The sequence below is a fragment of the Leifsonia shinshuensis genome, assembly GCF_022606355.1.
Classification (GTDB): Bacteria; Actinomycetota; Actinomycetes; order Actinomycetales; family Microbacteriaceae; genus Leifsonia; species Leifsonia shinshuensis_B.
In genome coordinates this window covers 736595-753382 of sequence record NZ_JAHHZQ010000002.1, presented here as the reverse complement: position 1 = coordinate 753382, position 16788 = coordinate 736595, and the positions used below count along the sequence as shown (strand labels likewise).

The window sequence follows — 16788 nt, the reverse complement described above, 5'->3', positions numbered from 1 at the left end:
TCAGGGCGTGAACGACCGCGAGTAGCGGCAGCCATCACGGTCGATCCACACGCAGCCGCCGTCGACGACAGGCCCCAGGCGCAGGGTCTCGGGTACTGCGGGGTCGGCGCCGATGCGGAACACACCGTCGCCGAGCGGGATGAGCGGCTGGTCGTCGGCCGGTGCCTCCACCCCGCGCGCGGCGATCAGCACGAGCCGGGAGCCGCGGCGGACGATCCGCAGGTGCGGAAACCACGGCGTGTACGAGCGATAGTGACCGGGGGCCGCCGCGAGCGCGGGATCGGAAGGCTCGAGCGCGTGCGCACGGGAAGGGGCTCCTCCTGCGGCCCGCTCGGGTGGGAACTCCTCCGGCCCCCAGCTCCAGCCCGTCCCGTCGAACACCAGCGCGAACCGCCGCAGAGCCGGCAGCGTCGTGACGCAGCGGTCGCTCCAGGTCCAGCGCAGCGGGGCCGCCGACCCGTCGACCACGACCTCGTGACCCTCGCCGGCGGCGCGCACCTCGAGCCGCCGGCCGTCGGCTCCGACGAACACGCCGTGCGCCTCCGGCGGCAGGGCGGGCGGCCGCACGCTCAGGTGGTCACCGACGGCCAGCGACGTCTCGGGCCGCGCCCACCGCGAGCCCGACAGTCCGGGGTCGTCGGGCACAGCGCCGCCGCCGGCGAACACCACGTCCACCGATCGCGCGATCGCCTCCGCGATCGGGCTGTCGCCGTCCGCGTTGGTCAGCACGACCACGGCGCGGCCCGCGGCGGGGTCTGCGAGGAGGAACGACGCGTAGCCGACCATGCCGCCGCCGTGGCTGAGCGCACGGCCCCGGCGCGACTGCTCGACGTTGATGCCGAGCCCGTACCGGCTCCATTCGGGCGCGGACTGCCCGGGGACCACGAGCACGTCCTCCCCGCTCGGGGCGAGCGTGCCCGTCATCGCCTCGAACGACCCCGGGGCGAGCACGACACCGGCGTCGCCGCGCCCGCCACGCAACAGCACCCGCGCGAACGCCGCGAGGTCCGCCGCCGTGGCTGCGATGCTACCGTCGCTGCCCGACGTCTCGACCAGCGGCGAGGCCACCAGGGGGTCGCCGGGACGCCAGGGGAGGTCCTCGGCCAGCGGCTGGTGCCCGACGGCGAGCCGGCCGGCGTCGGCGGCGGTGATGACCGGGATCGCGTCCCGCATCCCGGCCGGGCCGAAGACCCGCTCGCGGACGAGGTCGGGCAGGGGGCGTCCCGCGACGGCGCCGGCGGCGAGACCCAGGAGGAGGAACCCGACGTTGGAGTAGTGGAACCGCGCGCCCGGCGCCGACCCCGTCGCGCCGCCGGCGTAGCCCGCGACCTGCGCGCGCTCGTCGGGCAGGGCGTCGACGCTGCCCACGAGCCCGGCCGTGTGGGTGAGGAGCGTCCGCAGCGTGATGGCCGGGTCGAGCAGCGGCGCGGGCACCCACGGCAGTACGTCGCCGATCGGCTGGTCGAGGCCGAGGCGGCCTGCGGCGACCTCCTGCAGCACGACCATGGCGGTCGCCGCCTTGCTGATCGAGCCGATCTCGAGCAGGTGGTCGTGGCGCAACGGGATGCCGCGCGCGAGGTCGGCGTGCCCGGTGACGTGCCGCCAGACGACGCCGTCGCGATCGGTGACGGCGACCGCGACGCCGGGCACCGCCCACTCCGCCGCGATCCGCTCCACGACGGCGGCTGCGGCTGCGGCTGCCGACCCGCTCACCCGCGGTCCCCCAGCAGCTGCTCGCGGCGCAGGAGGTCGTCGAACGTCTCGCGGCGTACCGCCAGGCGCGACCTCCCCTCGTCGCAGAACACGACGGGCGGACGCAGGGCGGTGTTGTAGTTGTTGGACATCGTGTAGCAGTACGCACCGGTGACCGGGACCGTGACGAGATCGCCGACCCGCGGGCTCACCACGCGCACGTCGTTGGCCAGATAGTCGCCCGACTCGCAGTGCCGTCCGACGACGTCCACGGTCTCCGCCGGTCCGGAGCGGTCGATGACGGACGGCGTGAAGGCCTGCCCGTACAGCGAGACCTCGAGGTTGTCGCCCATGCCGCCGTCGACCGCGGCGTGCACGCGGCCGCCGCGCTTGACGGTGACGACCCGGTACACGGTGACGCCGTTGCGCGCGACCATCGAGCGGCCCGGCTCCACCAGCAGCTCGACGTCGCGGCCGAGGTGCTTGTGCACGGCCGCGACCACGCGCTCGGCGTACTCGTCCACCGAGGGGGCGACGTCGCCCGGCACGTAGCGCACACCGAGGCCGCCACCGAGGTCGTAGACCCCGAACCGCTCGAACGCGGCGAGCGCCTCCACCTCGGCCTCGAACTGATCGAGACCGAGCAGCTGGGATCCCACGTGGGCGTGCAGACCGCGCAGGTCGAGCATCGGCTCGCGGCGGATGGCGGCGATGGTATCGGCGACCTGCGCCGGCGGGATGCCGAACTTGGAGGTGTCGTGCCCGGTCATCATCGCGGCGTGGGTGTGCGCGTCCAGCGACGGGCTGACCCGCAGCAGCACGGGGACCGGCTCGGTCGCGATGCGCGCGATCCGCTCCACGTCGTCGAGGTTGTCGATCACGATGTAGCGCACGCGTGCCTCGACGGCCGTACGGATGTCGTCGTCGGTCTTGGCGTTGCCGTGGAAGACAGCGGCGCCGGGATCGGCGCCGGCGGCGATCGCCAGCCGCAGCTCCCCGGCCGCCGCCGTGTCGACGCCGCAGCCCTCCTCGGCGACGACCCCGATGACCGAGGCGGAGGGGAAGCTCTTGGAGGCGAACAGCACGAGCGAGTCGGGGTGCCGCTCGCGGAACGCGCGCACGTACTCCCTGGCCCTCCGGCGCAGCGCGCCTTCGTCGATCAGGTAGGCGGGGGTGCCGTACTGTTCGGCGAGGTCGGCGACGGCGCAGCCGCCGATCAGCAGGCGGCCGTCGTCGTCCAGCCGGGTGCCCTCCGGGTAGAGGGAGAGGTCGATGTCGGCCGGCGTGAGGGTGTCGCTCATGGTCTCCTCCGTGGCGGGTCAGGTCAGGCGGGCGCGCTGGGCGAGGCGGGCACGCTCGTGGCGGTCGTAGCGGTCGGCCCAGGCGGCCGCGGCTGACGGGTCGGGGCGCACGGCGACGAAGGCGTCGCGGTGCGCCGCCGGGTCGTCGGGCCAGCCGAGCGCAGTACGCCCGGCGAGCAGGGCGGCCCCGAGAGCGGAGTGGTCCTGCTCGCCGGGATCGTGCAGCACGGTGCGACCGCTCGCGTCGGCCAGCGCTTGCCTGAACGCCCGGGAGGCGCCCCCGCGCCCGCTGACGACGACCGGCCCCGCGCCGGCGCCCTCGGTCTCGGCCAGGGCGGCGAGGCAGCGGCGGGACTCGGCGACGATTCCGGCGACCAGACCGCGGGCCAGGTCGGCGCGGCTGGTGCGCAGGGTGATGCCCTCCACCGCGCCGAGCAGCTGGGGGTCCCAGAGGGCGCCCTGCTCGCCGGGCGAGAAGTACGGGAGGACGAGCGGCGCGTCGAGCAGCGAGCCCTCATCGGCGAGCGCCATCGCCCCGGCGGCCCCGCCCTCGATGCCGAGGAGCCCGGCCAGCCAGGCCAGCGCAGAACCGGTCGCCATCAGGTCCATCTCGAGCCCGTAGCCGTCGTCGGCCATCGGGGTGACGAGGTACCGGCCAGACGGGTCGGGATCGGCGGAGGCCGACCAGCCCAGGATCACCGTGCTCGTCCCGGCGACGTAGGCGACGGATCCCGGCGAGCGGACGCCGAGGCCGTACGCCCCGAGAACCGAGTCGGCCCCGCCGAGCACGACCGGGAGGCCGGGCCGGCAGCGCCACAGGGCGGCGGCCTCCTGGCGCAGCGGCGCGGCGCTCGTCGACGGCGCGACCTCCGGCAGGCGGTCGGCAGAGACCCCGGCCGCGGCGAGGATCGCCTCGTTCCAGCCGCCGCGGAGCGCGTACGCGCCGTAGCCGGCCGCGGTGCTCGGGTCGGTGCGCAGGCTCCCGGTCAGGGACGCGAACAGGAGGTCCTTCGCACCCGCGATCGTGGTGTCGTCGCGCGCGCCCGATCGGGCCAGGCGGGCGTGCATCGGCAGGAGATAGCGGCCGTCGAGTCGCTGTCCGGTCGTCCGGTAGACGAGCGCCTCCCCCGCGCTCTCGGCGATCCGGCGGCCGTCCGCGTCGGCCCGGCCGTCCTCCCACGTGATCGCGGGCGCGAGCGGCCGCCCCGCCGGATCGAGCTCGACCAGGGTGGGGAGCATCGCCGAGAGGGCGATCGCTCCCCACCGACCGGGATCGGTCTGCGCGGCGAGGTCGGCCAGCACACGGTCGCGGGCGCGGATCCAGTCGCCCGGGTCCTGCTCGGCCGCGTCGGGCTCCGGTCGCCGCGTCTCGTAGGGCGCGGTCGCGCGGGCGACCACCCCTCCGTCGCGGGCCACGGCCAGCGCCTTGGCGCCGCTCGTGCCGAAGTCGAGTCCGATGGCCAGCTCGCCCTGGTCTGTCACTCGCGTCCCTTCGCGGTCGTGTGCGCTTGCGCCCACTCTAGAACTCGCGCGCGACCACGCTCAGGGCGTCCTCGGCGGCGTTCAGCGTGGCGTCGATGTCCTCGTCCGTGTGCACCAGCGAGACGAACAGGTTCTCGAACTGGAGCGGGTGGAAGAGCACGCCGCGCACGATCATCTCCTCGTACCAGCGGGTGAAGATGTCCTCGCGGGCGTGGGCCGCGGCATCCCGCCAGTTGCGGATGGGACGGTCGGCGAACCACAGCTGGAACACCGTGCCGATGCCCTCGACGTAGGCGTCGATGCCCTTGGCCGTGGCGATGCCCTCCAGCCCGCGGGCCAGCCGGTTGCCCAGCGCGCGCTGCCGCTCGTACAGGCCCGGCTCGGCCAGCACGTCCATCGTCGCGGAGACCGCTGCGCACTGGACGACGTTGGCGTTGTACGTGCCGGAGTGGGAGTAGGTGCCGTCGGCGATGAGGCGCATCGCCTCGTTGGTGCCGCCGATCGCCGCGACCGGGAAGCCTCCGCCGATGCCCTTGGCGTAGGTGACCAGGTCGGCAGTGACGCCGAACCACTCCTGGGCGCCGCCGCGGGCGAACCGGAACCCGGTGATGACCTCGTCGAAGATCAGCAGGGCGCCGTGCTTCCTGGTCTGCTCGCGCAGCAGTTCGAGGTAGCCGGGCTCCGGGAGGATGCAGCCGGTGTTGAAGACGGCAGGCTCGGTGAGCACCGCGGCGACCTCATGGCCGCGGGTCTCCATGAGCGCGATGAAGCTCTCCGGGTCGTTCCAGTTGAGCACGACGAGCGTGTCCTGCAGCTCGGCGGGCACGCCACCGCCCATCGCGACCGGGCGCGGGTGGTCGATGGGGCCGGCCAGCTCGGGGTCGACGTGGTTCGACCAGTACACGGTGTCCTGCCAGCCGTGGTAGTGCCCCTCGAACCGGACGATCAGACGCCGGCCGGTGGTGGCACGCGCCAACCGCACGGCGGTGCCGACCGCCTCCGAGCCGGAGTTGGTGAACCGCACCTGGTCGATGCCGGGAACCGCGGCGACGACCTTCTCGGCGGCCTCGATCTCGAGCTCGTAGGGGAGGCCGAAGCAGGTGCCGAGCTCGGCGACGGCGTCGGTGACCGCCTGCGTGACCTGCGGGTGGCGGTGGCCGAGGATCATCGGACCGAGCCCGAGCAGATAGTCGATGTACTCGTTGCCGTCGACGTCGCGCAGGCGCGACCCCTGCCCCTCCGCCATGAACAGCGGGTACGGCTTCCAGCCGTTGCGGGGGAGGCGTGCGGTGCTGCCCGCCCCTCCCGGGATGGTGACCTTGGCGCGCTCGAAGAGAGCCTTGGTCGCGACGGTGCGCTCGGCGAATGCGGTGGTGAACGTCATCTCCGCCCTTCCTGTGAAGACTACTTGTTATACAGAGTATATAGACATATTCGCAGGAACGTCATCCCCGAATCGCCGTCACCCTCAGGAGGGACTGAGGAACTCGATCAGCGCGCGCACCGGCGCCGCGGTCGGGCCGGCCGGCCAGGGCGCTGCGTCGCGCTCGAGCCACGCGGAGGAGCCGTTGTCGATGTGCACCCAGGGCACGTCACCGGTGAACGTCCGCAGATAGGTGGCGGCCAGCTGGCCGGTGTCCGGCGCATCCACCGAGCAGTTGGCGATGTCGGCGACCCGAGACTCCAGCAGCTCCGAGTACGAGGCGTGCAGCGGCAGCCGCCAGCCGGGATCCGCTGCGGCCCTCCCCGCGGCGAGCAGCTCCTCCGCGACACCGCCGGAGGTTCCCCAGCACCCCCAGAAGGCGGTGCCGACCGCTCCGGAATCGGTCAGCGTGCCGACGTCGACCAGTCGCGCAGGGCGCCCCCGCGCGAGCCAGGCCAGGGCGTCCGCGAGCACCAGCCGACCCTCGGAGTCGGTGTCGATCACCTCGGTGGTGCGGCCATCGGGATGCCGGACGACATCGCCCGGACGCTGCGCCCCGCCTCCCGGCATGTTCTCGGCAACCGGCAGCACAGCGTGCAGCGGCCCGGAGCCGCCGAGCGCCGCCGCCGCGACGACCGCAGCGGCGACCGAGGCGGCCGCGGCCATATCGGTCTTCATCCAGGAGATCTCCCCGGGGTCGCGCTTGAGGTTCAGGCCGCCCGAGTCGAAGGTGATGCCCTTGCCCGCCAGCGCCGTGACGAGGCCGGGGCCGGCGCCCTCGGTGCGCAGTTCGATCGCGAGCGGAGGCCGCGCACTTCCGCGCCCGACGCCGAGGGTGCCGCCGAAGCCGCGCTCGGCGAGTGCCTCGGCATCCCAGATCGCGACCGAGACGGCGTCGCCGGCCAGCTCGGCGGCGAAGGCGGTGACCGCCTCGGCGAACTCCCCCGGCCCCAGAAGGTTGGGCGGCGTCTCCACCACGGTACGCACCCAGGCGACCGCGTCCGAGACGATCCGAGCGCGTTCGAGGTCGCGCTCGGCATCGGCGGCACCGCGGGCCACGACGACGATCTCACTCGCCGGCCGAGCCTCTGCGCGATAGCGCCAGCCGCCCGCGGCGTGCCCCTCGGCGACGAGCCGCAGGCCGGCCGCATCGGACGCTTCGAGCCCGAGCAGCGAGACGACCGGCCCCTCAGCCGCACGGGAGGCGGCGAGCGCCGCCCCGAACAGGGTCTCGGCGGCTGGCGCCACCCCCGCCGCGAGCTCGCCGAGGTCGGCGATGACGACCCGGCGGACCCCGTCCGCCGACGGCACCGCGGCGGCCCCCGTCGCGAACGCGGCGTGCCCGCTCGGGAGCACCGCCGCGGCGAGGGCGGTCGCGTCGATGCCGAGCACGCCCTCCGCCGCTTGCGCTCCCGCGCCAGGCGCGAGCCCGCCCTCCTCCCGCCGCACTCCGACGACGAGGGTCGCGCCGGGCCGCGCGGCGAGCGCCGCCGCGATGCCGTCGACGGCGACGGCGACGATCGCCGCCCCCATCACTTGACCCGGTGGACGCCGAGCAGCGTCTGCGTCGACAGGTTGTTGACCGAGCCGACCAGCGGCGAGAGCTCGAAGCCCGTCCACTTCGGCGAGTGCGCCTCGACGACGTACTGGTTCACCAGCGCGATGTACGGACGGTCGTCGAACGCGAGCTTCTGCATCTGGTCGATGATCGCCTGGCGGGCCTCCCGGTTCGGGGCGACGGCCTGCTGAGCGTAGAGGGCGTCGTACGCGGGGTTGCAGTACCCGCTGTCGTTGTTGTTGCCCCACTGCGCACAGGTCAGCACGCTCAGCTGGAAGTCGGGGTCGACCGGCGGGATCCAGTCCCACATCGCGAGATCGAACTGGTCGTACTTGTTGTCAGGCCCGTTGATCGCCGTGGTGGCGGCGTCGGTGTCCATCTTGCGCATGGTCAGCTTCACCCCGGCCTGCTTGAGGCCGTTCTGGATGATCTGGAACATGCGGTCGCCCGCGCCGTTGATCTCGGTCGGGAAGATGACGTCGTAGGCCATCGGATGGCCGTCCGCCACGCGGATCCCATCGGATCCCTTCGCGTAGCCGAGCGAGTCGAGGATCGCGTTGGCCTTGGCGATGTCGAACGGCAGCCCCTGGATGGAGTCGTCGTGCCAGCCACTGGCCGGCGACACGATCGTCGAGCCGGGAGTGGCCAGGCCGAGCCAGGCCGTCTTGACCATGGACTGGCGGTCCATCGCGTACTCGAACGCCTCGCGCACCTTCGGGTCGAGCAGCTCGGGGTGGCTCTTCTTCTTCGGGTTGGTGTTGATGATGAAGTCGTAGAACCCGACCGATGGCGCGGTTCCGACCTCCAGGCCGGCCTTCTTGAGCGACGCGACCGCGGTGGCGGGAGTCGACTCGCCGATCATGTCGACCTGGCCGGTCTTGAGCGCCGTGACCATCGCGTCGTCGTTGGCGAAGAACTGCAGGCCGAATCCCGTGATGGTGGGCTTGGTCTTTCCCCACCAGTTCGGGTTGGTCTGGAACAGCGCGAGCTGGTCCTTCTTGTACTGGGTCAGCTCGAACGGGCCTCCCGAGACCATCGGCGTGCCGTTCTGGAAGGAGGTGATCTCCTTGCCCGCACCGGTGGCCAGCGGCTTCCAGACGTGCTCGGGGAGGATCGGGAGCTGCTGGAGCTGGGCGAGCACGTTCGCGACGGGCTGGTCGTAGGTGACCGTGAGCGTGTGGTCGTCGCTGGCGACCGCGGAGGACATGTGGCTGACGAACCCGGCGAGCTGGCCGGTCGGCCCCTCTTTGTACTTCAGGATCATCGACATCGTGAAGGCGGCGTCCTCGGCGGTCAGCGGCTTGCCGTCCGACCACTTCGCGCCCGTGACGGTGTCGAACGTCCAGGTCTTGCCGTCCTCCGACGTCTTCCACGAGCTGGCGAACGACGGCACCAGCGAGAGGTCTTTGGTGTCGTACTCGGTGAGGTGCGGGTAGACGTACTCGTAGACGACGCTGCTGTAGTCGGAGCTCGACACGAACGGGTTCAGCGAGTCGATCGTGGCGCTGGCGCCGATGCGCAGCACCGTGTCGCTCGATCCGCTGGATGAACAGGCCGTCAGCAGTCCGGCGGTCACCGCGACTGCGGCGGCCGCGGCCAGGGCTCGTATTACCTTCATGTAAACCTTCCCTCGTGGCGTCGCTTTTTCGATTCCGGTGCTCGGTTTCACACTCTTGTTGCGCTTAGTATGATGACCACCACCGCGAGAGGTCAAGCTTCGGAAGGAGACCGGATGCGAGGGTACGTCTGGAAACGCTCCCTGTTCGCCGTCGTGACGATCTTCGTCGCGCTGACGATCAACTTCGTCCTGTTCCGTGTGTTACCGGGTGATGCCGTCACCCGCATCTCACGCGTGCCCAACGCCTCACCGGCGCTCAAGCACGCGCTCGAGGTGGAGTTCGGGCTGGACCAGCCGATCTGGCGCCAGTATCTGCTCTACCTGCAGCAGCTGTTCCAAGGGAACCTCGGCGTCTCCTTCGCCAACCGCCAGCCGGTGGCCGAGAACCTCTGGCAGGCCTTCGCGAACACGCTGCCGATGGTCACCGCCGGCACGGTCATCGCGATCGTCCTCGGCATCGGCGTCGGGGTGTTCTCGGCCGTGCGGCGCGGCACGATCGGCGACCACCTCTCGACCAACCTCGCGGTCGTCTTCTACGCGTTCCCCACCCAGTTCCTCGGCATGATGATCCTCATCCTGTTCGCCGGCGTGCTGCCGTCGGTCGGGATGAACGACCCGTTCGCGATCGGGATGTCGCCGTGGGATCAGTTCGTCGACACGGTGCGGCACATGATCCTGCCGGTGCTCACCCTGGTGCTCAGCCTCTACGCCGAGAACGCACTCATCGTCCGCTCCGCGATGCTCGAGACGCTGGGCGCCGACTACGTGCTGACCGCCCGGGCGAAGGGGCTCCCGCGGCGGCGGATCATCTCGTCGTACGCGTTCCGCAACGCTGCACTGCCGACCATCACCCAGATCGCGCTCTCACTCGGCGCGATCGTGAGCGGCTCCATCCTCGTCGAGGTCATCTTCTCCTGGCCGGGGATCGGCCGAGCGCTCTACAACGCCGTCCTGCAGCGCGACTACCCGATGCTGCAGGGCGGCTTCCTCTTCATCACGGTCGTGGTGGTGCTGCTGAACTACCTCGCCGACCTCGTGTACTTCCGCCTCGACCCCCGGGTGTCCCGATGACCAAGGAGACGACGATGGGAACTCCGACCGGCACGACAGCGCCGAAGGCCAAGACGCGCTCGCACTCGCGCGGCGGCGTCTGGGCCGAGATGGCGCGCTCCCTGACCACGGCGCCGGCGATCGTGGGCATCGTGATCATCGCGTTCTTCGTCGTGCTCTCGGTCGCGGCCGACGTGCTCGCCCCCTACAGCACCACGGAGCCGAGCTGCGCCGTCTTCGCACCGCCGTCGCCCCAGCACTGGCTCGGCTGCGACGACGGCGGGATCGACGTGCTCAGCCTGGTGCTCCTGGGCGGCCGCGTCTCGATGATCGTGGGATTCACGGCCGCGGTGATCGCGATCGTGATCGGCGCCCTGTTCGGCATCCTGTCGGGCTACTTCGGCGGCGGGACCGACGTGGTCCTCATGCGCATCACCGACTACTTCATCGTCATCCCGCAGATCGTGCTCATGATCGTGGTCGCCACGGTCTGGGGGCCGAGCCTCTCGCACGTCGTGCTGGTCATCGGCTTCCTGATGTGGACGAGCACCGCGCGCATCGTGCGCGCTCAAGTCAAGACGCTGCGGGAGCGCGTCTCGATCCGGCGCGCCGAATCGATCGGCGCGGGCAGCACCCGGGTGATCGTGCGGCACATCCTGCCGCAGCTCGGCCCACTGCTCATCGCGAACGCCGTGCTGGCCGTGACGCTGGCGATCTTCAACGAGACGGCGCTCGCCTTCCTCGGGCTCTCCGACCCCACCGCGGTCACCTGGGGCACGATCATGGAGCACGCCTTCGAGCGCGACGCGATCAGCACCGGCGCGTGGTGGGCGATCGTGCCGGCCGGCATCGCCGTGGCCCTGCTGATCATGGGCTGCTACCTGCTGGGCAGCGCCATCGAGGACGCCCTCAACCCGCGACTGCGGGCCTCGTACCTCTCGGTCAGGACTTGGCGGATGCGACCGCTCGTCGGTCGAGGGAAGGACGCGCTATGACGGGCAACGCCCTCGAGATCCGGGATCTCAACGTCTGGTTCGACCCGCGCGACGGGCGCGGCGGCGAGCCGGTGCACACGCTCCGCGGGATCGACCTCTCGCTGGCACCGGGCGAGCGCGTCGGGCTCGTCGGCGAGTCGGGCTGCGGCAAGACGACGACGATCCTGGCCGCGATGGGCCTGCTGCCCGCGACCGCGACGGTGTCCGGTTCGGTGCTGGTCGGCGGGGAGGACGTGATCGCCCGCGGCGAGGCCGGCATCCGCTCGCACAGGTGGACGGACATCGCGATGGTGTTCCAGGGTGCGATGAGCGCGTTCAACCCGGTGCGGACGGTCGGCTGGCAGATCCGCGAGGCGCTGGAAGTGCACAAGGTCGCGACCGGCAAGGCGGCCGTGGCGCGCACCCGCGAACTGCTGCGCCAGGTCGGCCTCCCCGACGGCACCGACGCCCGCTACCCTCACCAGCTCTCCGGCGGCATGAAGCAGCGCGCCGTCATCGCGATGGCGCTGTCGTGCGAGCCGCGGGTGCTGCTGGCCGACGAGCCGACGACCGCGCTCGACGTCGTGGTGCAGGACCAGATCCTCCAGCTCCTCGTTCGACTCTCCCGCGATCTGAACCTCGCCCTCGTGCTGGTCACCCACGACCTCGGCGTGGTCGCGCAGGCGTGCACCAGAGCGGCGGTGATGCGCGAGGGCGAGATCGTCGAGGAGGGGGACGTCGACGACCTCTACCGCCGGCCGAAGCACCCGTACACCCGCGAGCTGTTCGAGGCGACGCCCAACCTCTACGACGTACCGGAGGTCGACCGCACCGCCGACGGAGCCGACCTGCTGCAGGTGCGCGACCTCCGCGTGGTCTACGGGCAGAAGGCACGGCGCGCGCGGCGCGGTGCGGTGCCCGGCGCGATCGACTTCACCGATCCGGCTCCGACGCCGATCGCGACGCCGACGGAGGGCATCGCGACCGGGCGGCTCCGGTCCGACGATGAGACGGTGATCGCCCTCACCGACGCCGACGAGGACTCCACCACGGCCCCCGCCGCGGCCGTCGCCGGCATCGACCTGGTCGTCCGCGAGGGCGAACTGGTCGCCCTGGTCGGGCAGTCGGGCTGCGGCAAGACCACGACCCTGCAGGCGGTGGTGGGGATGCAGCCGGCGACCTCCGGCTCCATCCGCATCGACGGCACGGAGGTCACCGGCCTGTCGCCGCGCCAGTGGCGGCCGCTGCGCCGGGACGTGCAGCTGATCTATCAGGACCCGTACGAGGCTCTCGACGGGCACCTCCGCATCCAGGACCTCGTCATGGAACCACTGCAGGTGCACCGCATCGGCTCGTCGAACGCCGAGCGCCGGGCGTTGATCGCGGAGGCGCTGCTCGACGTCGGGCTCGACCCGGAGGTGTACGCGACCCGGTTCCCGCACGAGCTGTCCGGAGGCCAGCGGCAGCGCGTGGCGATCGCGGCCAGCCTCGTGCTGCGCCCGCGCCTCCTGCTCGCGGACGAGCCGGTGTCGATGCTCGACGTCTCGGTGCGCACGGGGGTGCTGCAGCTTCTCGACCGGCTGCGCCGCGAACACCGCATGGGCATCCTGATGATCACGCACGACCTGTCGACGGCGGCCGCCTACGCCGACCGCATCGTCGTGATGCGCGCGGGGCGGATCGTCGAGCAGGGCGACCCGTGGCAGATCGTGAACGATCCGCGCCAGGAGTACACGCGGAGGCTGCTGGAGAGCGTGCCGAGCCCCGACCCGCTGCGCCGCGATGCCTCGTGAGCGCAGCCGCGGCTCAGTCCGAGGGGTCGGCCGACCGCGGAGCGCCCAAGGGCCGCACGGCCCAGCTCCCGTCGCGGTGCGGCTCGACCAGCCGCTGCCGCGACGTGCCGGAGACGTAGAAGACGAAGTCGTGCGCCGGGTAGGTCTGCTGGAAGCTGTCGAACGCGACCCCGTCATCGCCGAGGCTGACCCCGCGGATGCGCACGACGTTGTCCTTGGCCGACAGGAGCAGGTGCTGACGCTCCCACGCCGTCGGCTCGTCCACCTCGATCGCCTGCTCGACGAAGTCGTCGGTGTAGCCGTACCGGTCGGCCAGCAGCTCGTACAGCGAGCCGCCGGCGGCCAGGTGCCCCTCGTCCAGCGACGGCACGAGCGACAGCGGCAGCACCGCGGTCTCGAGCACCTTGGGGGTGCGGCCGAGGCGGCGCAGCCGGGTGACCTCCCAGACCGGCGAGCCCGGCTCGATCCCGAGAGCCGTGGCGTGCTGGTCGCTCGGGATGCCGACCACCATGCTCACCAGCTCCGTCTCCAGCTGCACGTCGTCGCCCGAGGGGCCGCGCAGCGTCTGCAGCAGGGCGCCGGGACGGGAGGGCTCGCTGACGATGCGCCGGGGTGCGACGAACGTGCCGACGCCCTGGTGCCGCACGATCTTGCCGCGGTGGGTGAGCTCATCGAGGGCGCGGCGCACCGAGATGACACTCACGCCGGCCATCTCCGCGAGCTCCGCCGTGCTGGGGAGCTGGTCCCCGGGCCGGAGGTTCTGCTCCTGGATGAGGTTCACGACCAGGTCGTACACGTGCTGGTACCTGAGCACCCGCTTCTGTCCCCCCGGACCGGATCCGTCATCGTTCGTCTGCGCCGTAGGTGGCACTGCTTCCTCCGGTTCTCAACGTGTCAGGGCACACATCATACAAGGAATGAGGACATATGGAACTGATCGTCGTAACCGACCCCGACACGCTCGCCGAGGCGGTCGCCGACCGCATCGCGCGTGCCATCACCGCGCGCCCGCAGACGGTGCTCGGGGTGGCGACCGGCTCGAGCCCGCTGGGCATCTACCGCGCCCTCGCCGCCCGCGTCGCAGCCGGCCTCGACGTCTCCCGGGTGCAGGCGTTCGCGCTCGACGAGTACGTGGGACTGGGGCCGGACGACCCGCAGAGCTACGCCGCAACGCTCCAGGACGCGTTCGCCCGTCCTCTCGGTCTCCGCACGTCTGCACTGCACGTCCCGGATGGTACTCGCCCCGATCTCGACCAGGCCTGCCGGGACTACGAACGCGCGATCCTCGACGCGGGCGGAGTCGACGTCCAGCTGGCCGGGTTCGGAGCGAACGGGCACCTGGCCTTCAACGAGCCGGGATCGCCCGCCGACTCGACGACCCGCGTCGTCGAGCTCGCCGAGCGCACCCGCGCGGACAACGCGCGATTCTTCGACCGCCCCGAGCAGGTGCCTCACCGCGCGATCACCCAGGGCATCGGCACCATCCTGCGCGCCCGGTCGATCATCGCGGTCGCCACCGGGGCGGCCAAGGCCGAGGCCGTGGCGGCGGCGGTGTCCGGACCGATCGACACCGCATGCCCGGCGTCGTTCCTGCGGCTGCACCCCGACGCGGTGGTCTACGCGGACCCGGCGGCGGCCTCCCGGCTGGAGAGCCTCGACGTCGTGGGGTAGTCCGTCAGCCCGCGAGCAGTCCCGAACGGAGGACGATCCCGGCACCGATGACGACGAAGACGATCGGGACGGCCCAGTGCCCGAAGCGCTGGACTCCCGCGATCACGGCGCGATGGGCGCCGAGCAGCCGCGCGGCGAGAAGCCAGACCGCGACGCAGACCAGGAACACCAGCACGGTGGCGACGATCGCCGGCACGTCGATGGTCCGGAACAACGCCGTGTAGACGCTGACGTTGTCGCCGCCGTTGGCGACCGTGACCCCGACGACCGACAGGACACCGGTGGCCGCCCGCAGCCGCGGTTCGCCGTCCCGTCTGCCGCGCGTGCGGATCGCGATCACCAACCCACGGACGCCCAGGCCGATCGGGACCAGACCGAGCACCCCGATCCACCGGTCCGGGATCACCGCGAGGCCCATCGCGAGCACGACGGAGGCGGCGATGAGGAGGCCGATCCCGAGGTACTGGCCGACCCAGATCGTGGTCATCCTCGGCCGGCCCGTCGCACGCGAGGACAGGACGAGCACGGTCAGCACCAGGAGGTCGTCGAGGTTCGTTCCGGCGAAGAGCGCGACCGCGGTGACGATCGTCTCGAGCACAGCCCTCCTCCGTTCGGTCCGATCGGACCCGCCCAGCGACGGGTCGGGTCAATCGTCGCCGAAGTCGACCGACTTGCCCCGCAACGCGGCGATGGACTTCACGATCAGGCGTATCGCGGCGACCGCGATCACCAGCGACACCCCGAGCGCGAGGACGGGGTCGAGCCAGTAGGCGCCGCCGGTGAGCAGGATGATGACCCCGGCGATCACGATCGCGGCCGCGACGGCGGCGTCCGCCAGCGCGTCCAGGAGCACCGACCGCATATGGAGGTCCTCGTCGCCCGCGGAGAAGCCGAGGACGAACGCGCCGGCGAGCATCACGATCATGGTCACCAGGCTGACGATCACGACGGGAAGGCCCTCGACGGGCGGCGAACCCTCCCGCAGGCGGGTGACCGCCTCCACCACCACGGACACCGTGACGGCCAGCAGCAACGAGCCGTTGACGAGGGCCGCGACAGCGATGGGACGGTTCGCCCGAGGATGGTCGGGATCCCGATCGCGCAGGGCGATCGCGATCAGGCCGAGGGCGAGAGCGAGGCAGTCCGCGACCGTGTCACCCGCAGCGGCCAGGACGCTCACGGAGCCGGCGAGCACGCCGACCACGACCAGGCCCACGATCAGGGCGGCGTTGAGCCCGAGGACGATGGAGACCCTGCGCGCCTGACTCCACCGCGGGGCGCCGCCGGCGGGGGCGGTCTCGGACGGGGAGCTCACCACCGAATCCTGTCACAGCGCACCGGCGGGACGGGCCCCGGTAGGCGCCGCGCGGTCTGCGCGGCGTCGCGGGACTGGCGCGCGCGAGCCGTGCCCCGGATACTGTCCCCGTGGAGATTCTGCAGGTCGCACAGCACGCCGACGATCTCGATCGCGCCGCCGCGTTCTACGAGAACCTGCTCGGAGAGGCGCCCGCTGCGCGATTCGAGCCGCCCGGCCTGCTGTTCTTCAACATCGGCATCGGCCGACTGCTGCTGGAGAAGGCCGCCCCGTCGGCACTCGTCTACCTCCAGGTGGACGACGTGGCCGCGCTGGTGGAGCGGTTGCGCCGGGACGGCGTGACGGTGATCACCGAGCCGCACGTCATCTTCAGCCACGCCGACGACGCCATCGGCCCCGCAGGGAACGACGAGTGGATGGCGTTCGTCGAAGACAGCGAGGGCAACACGCTGGGGCTCGTGAGCTACGAGCCGCGGCACGATCCGTGAGCCGCGCGCGTCCTCGATTACGCCTCCGCGATAGCGCTCTCGGGTTCGACGTGTATGGTGGGGACGTCCGATGCAGCGGTTTTCGTCGCCCGTCGGACGTGATCACGCGTTTCTGATCGTGTGACCCAGACGGTCCCGCATCAGAAACCGGTCCTTCCCATTCCGGGTGTCGCGTGCGGGGCCGCCTTTCCGACTTTCACCAGGCGCGCAGAATCCACCGACCACCGACACCGATCTTCCCGTCCGCAGCAGCGTCGCCCGCGGCCATCGACCCCGCCTCCTCAGAGGCGAAAGGACTCACTATCATCAGCACCCCGCGGCCCCCGGCCGCACTCACCTGGCGCCGAGCCGACGACACCGTCTGGGTCGCCACGGCACTCGACGAGTACGCCGGCATCGCCGAACTGCACGACGGAGGGTTCC

Annotated in this window: 14 protein-coding genes; 5 read left to right on the top strand and 9 right to left on the bottom strand. The window is 71.8% G+C overall.

What is annotated here, in order from left to right; all coding sequences use genetic code 11:
* The 6 genes from KNO15_RS10530 to KNO15_RS10505 form a co-directional block, all read right to left on the bottom strand.
* Positions 1-1713, bottom strand: coding sequence for a serine hydrolase domain-containing protein (locus KNO15_RS10530; protein ID WP_241703674.1), 1713 nt, complete (start codon positions 1711-1713; stop codon positions 1-3).
* Positions 1710-2993 (bottom strand): diaminopimelate decarboxylase, encoded by a 1284-nt coding sequence (gene lysA, locus KNO15_RS10525; RefSeq protein ID WP_241703673.1) that lies wholly within the window; start codon positions 2991-2993, stop codon positions 1710-1712. The genes KNO15_RS10530 and lysA overlap by 4 nt, the downstream gene beginning before the upstream one ends.
* A gap of 18 nt (positions 2994-3011) precedes the next feature.
* Complete coding sequence (locus KNO15_RS10520) at positions 3012-4475, bottom strand: xylulokinase (protein ID WP_241703672.1); 1464 nt, start codon at positions 4473-4475, stop codon at positions 3012-3014.
* A 37-nt stretch (positions 4476-4512) separates the two neighbouring features.
* Positions 4513-5859, bottom strand: a complete 1347-nt coding sequence (locus tag KNO15_RS10515) for an aspartate aminotransferase family protein (protein ID WP_241703671.1) — start codon at positions 5857-5859, stop codon at positions 4513-4515.
* 84 nt (positions 5860-5943) lie between these two features.
* On the bottom strand, positions 5944-7431 hold the full coding sequence (locus tag KNO15_RS10510; RefSeq protein WP_241703670.1) for a leucyl aminopeptidase family protein: 1488 nt from the start codon (positions 7429-7431) through the stop codon (positions 5944-5946).
* Positions 7431-9074: an ABC transporter substrate-binding protein gene (locus tag KNO15_RS10505; RefSeq protein WP_241703669.1), complete on the bottom strand. Its 1644-nt coding sequence runs from the start codon at positions 9072-9074 to the stop codon at positions 7431-7433. Before KNO15_RS10505 ends, KNO15_RS10510 begins: the two co-directional genes overlap by 1 nt.
* Before the next feature lie 114 nt (positions 9075-9188).
* Between KNO15_RS10505 and KNO15_RS10500 the strand changes: the two genes are divergently transcribed.
* The 3 genes from KNO15_RS10500 to KNO15_RS10490 are packed head-to-tail and all read left to right on the top strand — an operon-like array spanning position 9189 to position 12891.
* On the top strand, positions 9189-10145 hold the full coding sequence (locus KNO15_RS10500; protein ID WP_241703668.1) for an ABC transporter permease: 957 nt from the start codon (positions 9189-9191) through the stop codon (positions 10143-10145).
* A gap of 14 nt (positions 10146-10159) precedes the next feature.
* Positions 10160-11119: an ABC transporter permease gene (locus tag KNO15_RS10495; RefSeq protein WP_241703667.1), complete on the top strand. Its 960-nt coding sequence runs from the start codon at positions 10160-10162 to the stop codon at positions 11117-11119.
* A complete protein-coding gene (locus KNO15_RS10490) occupies positions 11116-12891 on the top strand; it encodes a dipeptide ABC transporter ATP-binding protein (protein ID WP_241703666.1) in 1776 nt (591 codons plus the stop codon). Before KNO15_RS10495 ends, KNO15_RS10490 begins: the two co-directional genes overlap by 4 nt.
* Before the next feature lie 13 nt (positions 12892-12904).
* Here KNO15_RS10490 and KNO15_RS23335 read toward each other — a convergent pair whose 3' ends face one another.
* Positions 12905-13705: a GntR family transcriptional regulator gene (locus tag KNO15_RS23335; RefSeq protein ID WP_241703665.1), complete on the bottom strand. Its 801-nt coding sequence runs from the start codon at positions 13703-13705 to the stop codon at positions 12905-12907.
* Between the two features lie 113 nt (positions 13706-13818).
* On the opposite strand from KNO15_RS23335, the gene KNO15_RS10480 reads away from it, so the two are divergent.
* Positions 13819-14562, top strand: a complete 744-nt coding sequence (locus KNO15_RS10480; RefSeq protein WP_241703664.1) for a glucosamine-6-phosphate deaminase — start codon at positions 13819-13821, stop codon at positions 14560-14562.
* Between the two features lie 4 nt (positions 14563-14566).
* Here KNO15_RS10480 and KNO15_RS10475 read toward each other — a convergent pair whose 3' ends face one another.
* Positions 14567-15160 (bottom strand): cadmium resistance transporter, encoded by a 594-nt coding sequence (locus tag KNO15_RS10475; RefSeq protein ID WP_241703663.1) that lies wholly within the window; start codon positions 15158-15160, stop codon positions 14567-14569.
* A gap of 48 nt (positions 15161-15208) precedes the next feature.
* Complete coding sequence (locus KNO15_RS10470) at positions 15209-15877, bottom strand: cation diffusion facilitator family transporter (RefSeq protein ID WP_241703662.1); 669 nt, start codon at positions 15875-15877, stop codon at positions 15209-15211.
* A gap of 110 nt (positions 15878-15987) precedes the next feature.
* Here KNO15_RS10470 and KNO15_RS10465 point away from each other — a divergent pair, with 110 nt between their 5' ends.
* Entirely contained in the window at positions 15988-16365 is a 378-nt protein-coding gene (locus KNO15_RS10465; protein WP_241703661.1) for a VOC family protein, read from the top strand.
* Positions 16366-16788 lie beyond the last annotated feature (423 nt).

Bases quoted from the DNA above. Each gene is read 5' to 3' on its own strand.
- lysA (WP_241703673.1), bottom strand. From the start codon at position 2,993: ATGAGCGACACCCTCACGCCGGCCGACATCGACCTCTCCCTCTACCCG.
- KNO15_RS10515 (WP_241703671.1), bottom strand. From the start codon at position 5,859: ATGACGTTCACCACCGCATTCGCCGAGCGCACCGTCGCGACCAAGGCT.
- KNO15_RS10510 (WP_241703670.1), bottom strand. From the start codon at position 7,431: ATGGGGGCGGCGATCGTCGCCGTCGCCGTCGACGGCATCGCGGCGGCG.
- KNO15_RS10505 (WP_241703669.1), bottom strand. From the start codon at position 9,074: ATGAAGGTAATACGAGCCCTGGCCGCGGCCGCCGCAGTCGCGGTGACC.
- KNO15_RS10500 (WP_241703668.1), top strand. From the start codon at position 9,189: ATGCGAGGGTACGTCTGGAAACGCTCCCTGTTCGCCGTCGTGACGATC.
- KNO15_RS10495 (WP_241703667.1), top strand. From the start codon at position 10,160: ATGGGAACTCCGACCGGCACGACAGCGCCGAAGGCCAAGACGCGCTCG.
- KNO15_RS10490 (WP_241703666.1), top strand. From the start codon at position 11,116: ATGACGGGCAACGCCCTCGAGATCCGGGATCTCAACGTCTGGTTCGAC.
- KNO15_RS10480 (WP_241703664.1), top strand. From the start codon at position 13,819: ATGGAACTGATCGTCGTAACCGACCCCGACACGCTCGCCGAGGCGGTC.